The following is an 11,373-nucleotide window of genomic DNA, read 5'->3' as shown; positions in this document are numbered from 1 at the left end:
TCAGATTTGTTGACTCTTTGCCTCAAGAAGCTGATATAGCTATCATCAATTCTTCTGAAAAGGAAGACATCATTGTAACTTATGACCTGGGCCTTGCTTCCATTGTTCTCAGAAAAGGTGCAAAGGTCATCTCTCCTGATGGAAAGATATTCACAGAAAGAAATATTGAGCATCTTTTAGAATCAAGGAATATTAAAAGAAGGCTAAGGGAAAAGGGTATGAAGATAAAGGGCCCAAAGAAGAGAAAAAGAATACAAGACGTCATATTTGAAAAGAATTTGAAAAGGCTTTTAGAGAAGACAATTTCCTTTTAATAACTATTTTAGATCCTCTATGATCCTTTCTGCCGCATGAAATCCTGAAAACATAACATTGGTCGTCCCATAACCTGGATACGCTTCTTCCCCCACGAGATATAAATTCTTAAGGGGAAGATTGTGAGAAAGGCCATAAAAATTAAATCTATTTTTCTTATAACCACCATTTAAGTTCCCTACTATTCCTTCAGGCCGGGATAAGAGCTTTTCAAATTTTGGTGGTGTCATCATATCCACAATATTAAAATTACCTTCTATAAATGGAATAATTCTTTTTAAGTCTGCTATTATTTTTTCTATATTTTTCTTTTTAAGCTCCCCTTCGTCTCCTTTCCAATTTTCAACAGGAAAAACAGAAAGAGCTGTTAAGGCCCTTTTGCCCCCAGGTGCTCTCTTTCTATCCCACTCTGGACTGGTATGAACATAGAGTATTCTTCTTTCTTCAGGGGCTTCATAACTATCAGTATACATGAGTAGATTTTCCTTTATGGGTTCTGGCACGGCTTTACTATCAACCCCTAAAAAGAGTGAAAATATGGTCCATCTCCCTTTTATATCTCTAAATTTTTTAACGAGCCTTTCTCTTGGAAGCTCTTCGGAGATTAAACTGTCTTTTAGATTAAATATAGATGTATTAGCAATGATCTTTTTTGCATGGATAGATTTAGATATAACACCCTCATCATATCTAATTCCCTTTGCCTTTTTCCTATCAAATAATAGACTTTTTACATTAACGTTATATTTTATTTCTCCTCCCAGATCGAAAACCCTATCTGCTAGGAAATTTGCAAATCCTTGACTTCCAGCTAGAGGATAATAAAGTCCTTTTAAGGGTATTGTGAGAACTCTTGTAAAAAAGGGAAGGGGTGCATCAGATGAATCTACCTGACCGAAAAATAAGGTTTGGAGACTAAAAAAGTCTTTTATGCTCATATCCCAACTGTACCGAGTAAAAAAATTTCGAATGCTTTTAGGCAAACTCATTCTCTTTATATCCCTTGATAAAAGGGTAATAAATTTGCTGTTGCTATTCGCCCTTCCATCTCCTTCTCTTTTAATATTAAAAGGATAATTACTATAAGCTTCAAATATCTCAGAATTTATATAATCTACTCTATTGTAAAACTCTCTTAACGTTTTAAAATACTTTGGAAATTCTCTTTTGAGTTCTTCAAATAATCTCTCTCTTTCAGTATAGATATCTAAGCGATGATCTGGAAGAACAATCTGTATTCCTGGATCTATCCTTCTGAGGATATTCTGAGTTTTGATACTTTCTTGAATGCCAAGATATTCAAAAAGATTATAGAGAGGGCCTCCCCTATCTAATCCCCAAAATAAAGAAGGTCCGAAATTAAAGATATATCCATCTTTAGAAAAACTGCTGCAGCATCCCCCTGGGTAGCTGTTCTTTTCCACAACTAAGACCCTAAAACCTTTTTTTGCAATAACAGCAGCAGAAATCAATCCGCCAAGGCCAGCTCCTATGATCACTACGTCGTATTGAGAAGAAGAAATTTTTCGAGACAATTTAATAACCTCTTAATGACTTAGAGTCTCTTTCATACAATTCAATCCTTCATTAATATCTATGAATCGAGTCTTCAGAATTGCCTTTGCCTTGGAAATATCCAGAGAACTGTCCTTTGGTCTCGTTCCGATCAAATCATGTTCCAGGAACGAACCTTCTATGATTAGTTCAGTATCAAGATGAAACTTCCTGGCAAATTTTCTACCAAATTCATATCTACTGATCCTTTCCTTTCCTCCCAGGTGAATTACACCTGTTATATCTCTCTTTGCTATTTCTAATAATGCCTCTGATAAATTAACAGCATATATCGGAGATCGAAACTGATCCTGAAATAGAAACACTTTTTTCTTTGATTTTAAATTTTCCAAAAGATTATCAGTAAATCCCTTATTGAGGTTATTACTCCATCCATATATGATGCTAATCCTTGCTATGATATAGTTAGAACAAATCTTCCTGGTAATCTCTTCACCCTTAACCTTTGTCTCAGCATAATAATTTAAAGGATTCACCTCATCATCTTCTCTATAATTACCTTTTTTACCATCAAAAACCAGATCTGTTGAACAAAAGATAAGTTTCCCATTTATCTCTTCCACCGCTTCAGCGATATTTCGTGTCCCATCCACATTTGTCTTTTTTGTAATTTCCTTGTTTTCTTCACAAAAATCTACATTTGTTAAAGCAGCAGTATGTATAATAACCTCAGGTCTGTAGAACTTGATAAGTTTTTTGACTTCACTTTTATTTATTATATTTAATAAAACAGAACAGAGGTCTGGAAGTTCTACGGGATGTTTAAAATATGAGATAATGACTTGGTGATTACAGGAAGCAATCTTAGAAAGATTCCACCCTAAAAGTCCGCTTCCTCCAGTAATTAGGATCCTCATTTTCCCTCTACTTCTTTGACCTCCTCTAGGGTAACAGCCTTACAATTTTTAGCTATGATCTCTCTTACCAGATCTTCTTCGGTTTTCACTTCCCCTGAAAAAGATGTGAGATAATATCCTACAAAGCTAACGTCATGGGCATCACTCCCTCCTAGGTCAGCCACATCAAGGATCTTTTTTGCTGACTGTGCCTTTTTTATGTCTAATGAGGAATGATAGGGATGAAAGACCTCAATACCATCTAAATGGAGATTGAAAACATCATCTCCAAATCCATATCCTTCTCTGTAAGGATGGGCAGCAACAACTACACCCCCTACCTCATGTACTCTCTCAATAACCTCAACCGCTGTTACTTTTTCTTGAAATAACTCATCATATCCAAAAACCAGAAGGTCTCCATGAAAATTACCTTGAGGGGTGTAACATGTAACCTCCTGCCCTCTGAGAATGGGCATATCATTAGCCCCTGTCTCTTCTTTCAATTCCAGAATCTCTTCCTTATCCCACAACATCCCGTGCTCTGTAATAACGATTCCATCAAGGTTTAATTCAAGAGCCTTATTCACCAAGTCATGGGGTTTTAATATGCTACAAGGAGAGTATCTCGTTGTATGGGTATGAATATCAAAAAACATGTTTTTTACCTTAAGTCTTTCTTTTCAGCAGGGCTCTCATCTTAAGGCGAAGAGCATTAAGATTGATAAATCCTCCAGCATCCTTTTGATTATAGACTTCTTCCTTCTCAAAGGTAGCTAATTTTTGACTATAAAGGGATTGTTCAGATTTTCTCCCTGTAACAATACAGTTTCCTTTATATAATTTGACTCTCACTTTCCCTGTAACATTCAACTGGGACTCATCAATAGTCTTTTGCAACATCTCCATCTCCGGTGAAAACCAAAAACCGTAGTATATTAATTCTGAATACTTCGGAATGAGAGAGTCTCTTATATGCATAACCTCTCTATCCATAGTTATTGATTCTATGGCTCTATGAGCGATGTGGAGAATCGTACCACCAGGTGTCTCATAGACTCCCCTTGACTTTATTCCCACAAATCTATTCTCTACGATATCAATCCTTCCTATTCCATGTTGGCCACCGGTCTTATTCAATTTCTCTAAAAGTTTTGCTGGGCTATTTTTCTTTCCGTCTATTGCTACAGGTATTCCTTTCTCGAAATCTATCTCGAGATATACCGGACTATCTGGCGCTTGTTCAGGAGAAGTGGTCAATTTAAACATATCTTCCTTTGGTTCTAACCAAGGATCCTCTAAAACACCCCCTTCATAGCTTATATGGAATAGATTTTCATCACTACTATAGGGCTTTTCTGCCGTAACAGGTACTGGTATTGAATGTTTTTTTGCATAGGCTATTAAAGACTCCCTCGAATCGAATTCCCACTCTCTCCATGGTGCGATTATCTTTATTTCAGGGTTTAAAGACTTGTAAGTCAATTCGAATCTAACCTGATCGTTTCCTTTTCCTGTTGCACCGTGAGCAACAGCATCTGCTCCCTCTTTATCCGCTATCTCTATCTGTTTTTTTGCAATAAGTGGTCTGGCTAAAGATGTGCCTAAGAGATAGGTTCCTTCGTAGATAGCATTTGCTTTCAGGGCTTTGAAGATATAGTCTCTTACGAATTCCTCTTTGAGGTCTTCAACATAAACATTTTTTGCTCCTGTAGCAAGCGCTTTATTCTTAATCTCTTTCAGATCCTCTTTCTGCCCGAGGTCAGCCACAAACGCAATAATCTCTGATTTGTAATTCTCCAATAACCACTTAATGATTACAGACGTGTCTAATCCCCCGGAGTAGGCCAATACAATCTTTTTTGGCAAATGATTCATAGATCATCCTCCATCTCTAAGCTAATAGAATTTCTAATATAGCTTTCTGTGTATGAAGACGATTCTCTGACTGCTCAATGATAATAGACATGGGTCCGTCCATAACCTCTGAAGTAATCTCTTCTTCCCTATGTACAGGCATACAATGCATTACCAAGACCTCTTTTTTGGCAGCATCGACTAATTTTTTGTTTATTTGATAGTCTCTAAAGATCTTTTTTCTTTTTTGATACTCTTTTTCCTGTCCCATGCTTGTCCATACATCAGTATATATGATATCAGCATCATTCACAGCCTTGAATGGGTCTTCAAAAAGGTCTATTCTCGCACCGCTCTCATAAGCTAGGCTTATAGCTGTCTTTAAAATCTCCTTATTGGGTTGATATCCTTTCGGAGAAGCAATAGAGAGATTTATACCTAACTTGGAAGCACCATATAACCAGGAGTTGGCAACATTATTACCATCCCCTACGTATGCGACTTTAATTCCTCGATAGCCCCCTCGCTTCTCTTTTATAGTAAAAATATCAGATAATATCTGACAGGGATGAAGAAGATCCGTAAGCCCATTAATTACAGGTATGGTAGCATGATGAGCAAATTCTTCCAATTTTTCTTGAGAATATGTCCTAATCACAAGGCCGTCAAGATATCTTGATAGAACCATAGCAGAATCCTTGATACCCTCTCCTCTGGATAGCTGAAGCTCATCAGTATTCAAAAATATGACTGTTCCCCCAAGTTGATACATACCTGCCTCAAAGGAGACCCTCGTCCTTGTCGAAGGTTTCTGAAATATTAGACCTAATATCCTTCCTTCTAAGGGTCTATAGGATATACCTTTTTTAAGGTTATCCTTGAGAACAGAGGCTCTCTCTAAAATTTCTTCAATTTCTTCTTTTTCTAAATTAGTTAAGGATAACAAGTCTTTTTTCATGATTTTAAACCCTTGAAAATTTCATTGAGCATATCAATTAATAAATCGACTTCTTTTTCACCAATCATTAAAGGGGGGAGAAATCTTAATATTCTTTCCATTGTACAATTTATAATAAACCCCTTCTCTGCACACAACTCAACTATTTTTTTCCCTTCAAAGTCAATCTCCATTCCTATCATCAGCCCCCTACCTCTCAGGTCTTTTATGAAATCATATTTCATTTGCAAACCTTTAAGTCTGTCGATAAAGTAGTTCCCGACTTTACTACTGTTCTCAAGAAGATTTTCCTCTAAGATGACCTTTAGAGCTGCCATACCTGCAGCACAAGATAAAGGATTTCCACCAAAGGTTGATCCGTGGCTTCCAGGGGTAAATGTCTCAGCTACATCATTCGTGGCAAGCATAGCACCAATAGGCAGTCCTCCACCTAAAGATTTGGCCAATGTCATTATATCGGGAGAAACGTTCTCATGTTCATACGCAAACAATTTTCCTGTTCTCCCCATTCCTGTTTGGACCTCATCAAGGATGAGCAAAAGATTATTCTTGTCACATAAACCCCTCAGCTTCTTCAAATATCCTTCTGAAGGAATATTGACCCCTCCTTCTCCTTGAATCGGTTCAACGATAATAGCACATGTCTTATCAGATATTGTTTTCTCTGTCTCTTCAATGTTATCAAAAGGAACATATTGAAAACCAACAAGCATGGGTTCAAACCCTTTCCAAAGCTTTTCTTGACACGTAGCGGATAGAGAAGCAATTGTCCTTCCATGAAAAGAACCTCTTGTGGAGATAACCTCGTATCTCTGGTCTCCATATCTATCCCTAGAATACTTTCTTGCCAATTTTATAGCTGCTTCATTTGCCTCCGCACCACTATTGCAAAAAAAGACTCTGTCAGCAAAGGAATTTTCAACTAATAGCATAGCCATCTCTACCTGGGGAACGATATGATAAAAATTACTTATATGGATCAAAGTCTCTACTTGATCCTTGACAGCCTCAATAATCTTGGGATGACAGTGTCCTAAGTTAGTTGTCCCCAGACCACTTGCAAAATCTATATATTCCTTACCGTCCACATCCCATACTTTGCATCCCTCTCCTCTAACTAATACAATTGGAAAACGGAAGTAATTATTAACCAAATATCTTAATGAATTTTTAATTATATTATTGGTATCCAAGGGTAAACGCCTCATTAAAAAAATATTATGTTATCATAAAATTGAATTTTAAATCAATAAAGAAATAAAAAATGGAAATAAAAGAATTAAAGGAGAGAGTTATTCAAAAGGTTGAAGTGACTAATTTACGATTTCTGTTCCCACTCCTTCGTCAGTAAACATTTCTAGCAAGATGGCATGATTAACTCTTCCATCAATAATATGAGTCTTTGACACATGGGAATCCAAAGCATCAAGACAAGCCGCTACCTTAGGAAGCATACCCCCCTTTATAACCTTTTTTTGAATGAGATTATTGACTTCTTTACTGTTGAGAGTAGGGAGTAAAGATTTATCTTTTCCTATAATTCCCACTTCATCTGTTAATAAAATAAGTTTTTCTGCATGCAATGCAGATGCTACTCTTGATGCAACATGATCGGCATTGATATTATATGTCTCACCATGTTCCCCTATCCCAATTGGTGCAATCACGGGTATAAAATCTCCTTCTTTTAAGATCTTTACTATTTCAGGATTAATGGACTCTACTTCTCCAACCATGCCAATATCTATTATTTCAGGAGTTCCTGTTTCCTCAGATAACCTTTTAAAATTTAATTTTTTAGCCTTGATGAATTGACCATCCTTTCCCGTCAAGCCGACTGCCCTACCTCCATGATGGTTAATTAATGCCACTATTTGTTTATTCACAATTCCTCCAAGCACCATCTCTACGATATCCATGGTTTCGCTATCGGTTATTCTTTGCCCCTCAATAAAATTTGGCTCCTTTCCCATCTTTTTCATCACCTCGGTTATTTTTGGACCACCCCCATGAACAATCACTGGAGCTATCCCAATATACTTCATTAAGATAATATCAAGGGCAAAGGATTTTTTAAGACTTTCATTAATCATGGCACTCCCACCAAATTTTATGACAATGGTCTTGCCATAGAATCTCTTAATATAGGGAAAAGCCTCTATCAAGATGTTTGCCTTTTCGACTGGTGTATATTTTTTTCTCTCTTTTGTCATTTTCTTATTACAAAATATATCTGCTTAAATCTTCATCCTTTATAACCTTATCCAGTTTTTCTCTAACATACTTGGCATCTATTTCTATTTCTTTTATTTCGAGATCTGGGGCATCAAAAGATATCTCATCTAATAGTTTCTCCATAATAGTATGCAGTCTCCTCGCACCAATATTCTCAGATCTATCATTTACCAACGCTGCTAATCCTGCTATTTCTGAAATCGCTTCATCAGTAAATTCTATTTTGATATCCTCTGTCTCTAAAAGGGCGGTATACTGCTTTATAAGAGCATTTTGGGGCTCTGTAAGAATTTTTATAAACTCTTCTTTTCCGAGGGAATCAAGCTCAACCCTTATGGGAAATCTTCCCTGCATTTCAGGAATAAGATCAGAAGGCTTAGAGACATGAAAAGCACCGGCCGCGATAAAGAGAATGTGGTCTGTTTTCACCATCCCGTACTTTGTGCTAACTCTACTGCCTTCTATAATTGGTAAAAGGTCCCTCTGCACGCCTTCCCTAGAAACATCTGGGCCATGAGTGCCTTCTCTCCCTGCTATTTTATCAATTTCATCTAAAAAAACAATGCCTGATTGTTCTATTCTGTTTATAGCCTCCTTAATCACCTTGCCCATATCGATTAGCTTTTGTGCCTCTTCCTGTTTGAATATTCTTAAAGCCTCCGGAACTTTTTCCTTTCTTCTCTTCTTCTTCTGAGGGAGGAGGCTCCCAAACATGTCTTTGATATTTATATCCATCTCCTCCAGTCCAGACCCAGAGAGAACCTCAATCACAGGTACCATCTTCTCCTGAATGTCTATCTCTACAAATCTATCATCAAATTTTCCTTCTCTTAAGTATTTCTTAAATTTTTCTCTCGTATTTTGATAATGCTCTTTTCCTAAATCATCCAGTTCTTCTTTCTCAATATCACCTTTTTTATGATGTGTTTTGGGAAGTGGTAATAATAAGTCTAGAATCCTTTCCTCTGCAGCTTTTGTGGCCTTGTCCTCTACCTCACTTGTCTTCTCATCTAATACCATATTTTTTGACAATTCGGTTAAATCCCTGATTATCGACTCAACATCTCGACCTACATAACCCACCTCTGTAAACTTGGATGCTTCAATCTTTAGAAAAGGGGAAGAATCTAATTTTGATAATCTTCTTGCTATTTCTGTCTTTCCAACCCCCGTTGGACCTATCATAATAATATTTTTCGGGGCTACTTCATCTCTCAATTCTGGCTGAAGTTGCTGTCTTCTCCACCTGTTTCTTAAAGCAATCGCTGATGCTCTCTTAGCCTCTTTCTGACCAATAATATACTTATCCAGTTCTTTTACAATCTCTCGAGGCGTTAATTTCTTCATCGGTTGCTCCATATTTTAAAGCTCTTCAACCACGATATTATCATTTGTGAAAACACATATCGAGGCTGCAATTTCCATAGCTTTTTTCACTATCTCTCTGGTTTCTAAATTCGAATAGGCAACTAAAGCCTTTGCTGCGGCCAAAGCATAAGGTCCACCAGAACCGATACCAATAATACCATCATCAGGTTCTATGATTTCCCCTGTTCCTGATAAGAGTAAAGAACTTTCCTTATCCGCTACTACCAATAGGGCCTCTAATCTCCGCAATACCTTATCCATCCTCCAGTCCTTGGCCAACTCCACAGCAGCTCTGTTAAGATTACCATGATACTGCTCAAGTTTGCTTTCAAATCTACCAAAAAGAGCAAAGGCATCTGCAGCAGCACCTGCAAATCCAGCTAATATCTTATCATTATACATTCTCCTTACTTTCCTTGCCATATGTTTCATCACGGTATTACCAAAACTGACCTGTCCATCACCGGCCATGACAACCTTATTTTTGTGTCTGACACATAATATTGTGGTGGATCGAAATCTTAGGTCCATCTTTTTTCTCCTCATAAAATCAAGACTTCTTTCTTGCCCTAGGATGTGCTTTATCATATATTTGCATTAATCTGTCAGTAGTTAAATGAGTATATTTTTGGGTGGTCGATAAAGAACTATGCCCCAAAAATTCCTGAATAGTCCTTAAATCAGCACCAGCATCCAATAGATGCGTAGCAAAGGAATGCCGCAAGGTATGAGGACTTATTTTCTTTTTTAATCCTGCATCTCTGACATATTTCATTACAATGTTTTGAACACCACGTGGGGTTATTCTTCTTCCCTTATTGTTTAGGAATAAGGCACTCATACTTTCTCTCTCATCAGATCCTTTTTTTATCAAATCATTCCTTATATTGATATAATTCTGTAAAGCTTCGGAAGACTTTCTGCCTAATGGAACAATTCTCTCCTTTCTTCCCTTTCCTAAAACCTTTACAAAACGATCTTGAAAATTTAAATCTTTCAGATCAAGGTTCACCAATTCACTAATTCTGATTCCAGATGCGTAAAATAATTCTAAGATTGCCAGATCTCTCAACACAAGGGGTTTCATGCCTTTGGGAGATTCCAATAATTTATATATGTCATCAACAGAAAGAAAAGATGGAATCCTTTTTTCCTGTTTAGGGGCGGAAACCATTTTGGGATAATTTTTATCTGTATAACCTTCCCTTATGAGATATTGAAAAAAGGATCTTAAGGTTGATAATTTTCTTGCTACTGTCTTACCACTATTGCCTATTTTAACATGGAGATATCCCATATAGGACCTGATAATAAGCTTGTCAATGTCTTCAAGATCTATATCACCCTTAGTATCTTTTAAACATAAAGATGTGGCCTTTAAAAATTGACGGAATTGTTCTAAATCGCTAATATAATTTCTAAGGGTATGCTCGGATACATTTTTTTCTATATCTAAAAATCTTTTAAATTTTTCTATAAGATATTGGATTTTCATTTAAACTAGTACTTTTAAAAGGGTATTCTTATTTTGTTTATTTATTATTATACTCCATTTTTGTATATCTTTCATAGCCCTTTCAACGATAAATATCTTTCTTTTTGATTTTGATATATTGTTCGAATTTAAACTTGGAAATAGACCAAAATTTATATTCGTTGGCTGAAATTGAGAAGAATGGCTTCCTGTAATAAATCTTATCAGAGAACCAATAGCTGTCGTAGGAGGGGGAACAAATAGGTCATCACCCCTTAAAAATCTTATAGCATTTATCCCTGCTATCAATCCCATTGAGGCTGACTCTATATACCCTTCAACCCCTGTGAGCTGTCCAGCAATAAATATATGAGGAAGAAATTTTACCTGTAAATGCTCATTTAAGATGAGAGGCGAATTGATGTATGTATTGCGGTGCCTACTCCCGTATTGGAGAAATCTTACCTTCTCTAGACCAGGAATCATTCTGAAAATCCTTTTTTGCTCTTGATAGGTAAGCCTTGTTTGAAATCCTACCATGCTATAGGTCTTACCTTCTTTGTTCTCTTTTCTTAACTGAACAACTGCAAAAGGTCTTAAGCCATTTTTATCCTTGAGCCCCACAGGTTTCAAGGGTCCATAAGCGAGGGCCTTTTCTCCTCTCCTTGCCAGTTCTTCAATCGGAAGGCATCCTTCAAAGAACATCTCTTTTTCAAAATCTTTTAAAGGGACAATGTCTCCCTCTATGAGTTCAT

Annotated in this window: 12 protein-coding genes; 1 reads left to right on the top strand and 11 read right to left on the bottom strand. The window is 36.7% G+C overall.

The annotated features are described in order from the left end of the window. The coding region (locus VMW81_01510) for a DUF188 domain-containing protein (GenBank protein HUU49618.1) at positions 1-314 on the top strand (314 nt) is incomplete at its 5' end. Positions 315-317: 3 nt separating this feature from the next. On the opposite strand, the gene VMW81_01505 is transcribed toward VMW81_01510, so the two are convergent. From VMW81_01505 to trmFO, 11 genes are all read right to left on the bottom strand, one after another. Beyond that, entirely contained in the window at positions 318-1,850 is a 1,533-nt protein-coding gene (locus VMW81_01505; protein HUU49617.1) for an NAD(P)/FAD-dependent oxidoreductase, read from the bottom strand. Positions 1,851-1,862: 12 nt separating this feature from the next. Further along, the gene (locus tag VMW81_01500) at positions 1,863-2,747 is read right to left on the bottom strand and encodes an SDR family oxidoreductase (GenBank protein ID HUU49616.1); all 885 of its coding nucleotides are present in this window, start codon (positions 2,745-2,747) and stop codon (positions 1,863-1,865) included. Then, complete coding sequence (locus tag VMW81_01495; protein ID HUU49615.1) at positions 2,744-3,385, bottom strand: PHP-associated domain-containing protein; 642 nt, start codon at positions 3,383-3,385, stop codon at positions 2,744-2,746. The genes VMW81_01500 and VMW81_01495 overlap by 4 nt, the downstream gene beginning before the upstream one ends. Before the next feature lie 10 nt (positions 3,386-3,395). Further along, on the bottom strand, positions 3,396-4,604 hold the full coding sequence (locus VMW81_01490) for an argininosuccinate synthase (GenBank protein HUU49614.1): 1,209 nt from the start codon (positions 4,602-4,604) through the stop codon (positions 3,396-3,398). Positions 4,605-4,620: 16 nt separating this feature from the next. Further along, on the bottom strand, positions 4,621-5,541 hold the full coding sequence (argF, locus tag VMW81_01485) for an ornithine carbamoyltransferase (protein HUU49613.1): 921 nt from the start codon (positions 5,539-5,541) through the stop codon (positions 4,621-4,623). Next, a complete protein-coding gene (locus VMW81_01480) occupies positions 5,538-6,734 on the bottom strand; it encodes an acetylornithine transaminase (protein HUU49612.1) in 1,197 nt (398 codons plus the stop codon). Before VMW81_01480 ends, argF begins: the two co-directional genes overlap by 4 nt. A 120-nt stretch (positions 6,735-6,854) precedes the next feature. Next, positions 6,855-7,754, bottom strand: coding sequence for an acetylglutamate kinase (argB, locus tag VMW81_01475; protein ID HUU49611.1), 900 nt, complete (start codon positions 7,752-7,754; stop codon positions 6,855-6,857). Positions 7,755-7,761: 7 nt separating this feature from the next. Next, positions 7,762-9,123, bottom strand: coding sequence for an ATP-dependent protease ATPase subunit HslU (gene hslU, locus VMW81_01470; protein HUU49610.1), 1,362 nt, complete (start codon positions 9,121-9,123; stop codon positions 7,762-7,764). A 15-nt stretch (positions 9,124-9,138) separates the two neighbouring features. Continuing rightward, on the bottom strand, positions 9,139-9,675 hold the full coding sequence (gene hslV, locus VMW81_01465) for an ATP-dependent protease subunit HslV (GenBank protein HUU49609.1): 537 nt from the start codon (positions 9,673-9,675) through the stop codon (positions 9,139-9,141). Between the two features lie 19 nt (positions 9,676-9,694). Continuing rightward, positions 9,695-10,639 carry a tyrosine recombinase XerC gene (gene xerC, locus VMW81_01460; GenBank protein HUU49608.1) on the bottom strand — a complete coding sequence of 315 codons (945 nt, stop codon included), beginning with the start codon at positions 10,637-10,639 and terminating at the stop codon, positions 9,695-9,697. Continuing rightward, positions 10,640-11,373 (bottom strand): methylenetetrahydrofolate--tRNA-(uracil(54)-C(5))-methyltransferase (FADH(2)-oxidizing) TrmFO (gene trmFO / locus VMW81_01455; protein ID HUU49607.1); only part of this gene is annotated, 734 nt, incomplete at its 5' end.

It is taken from the genome of Nitrospinota bacterium (assembly GCA_035528715.1).
GTDB lineage: Bacteria > JADFOP01 > JADFOP01 > DATKYB01 > DATKYB01 > DATKYB01.
The sequence above is the reverse complement of the archived record's forward strand: the minus strand, read 5'-3'. Positions and strand labels throughout refer to the sequence as shown.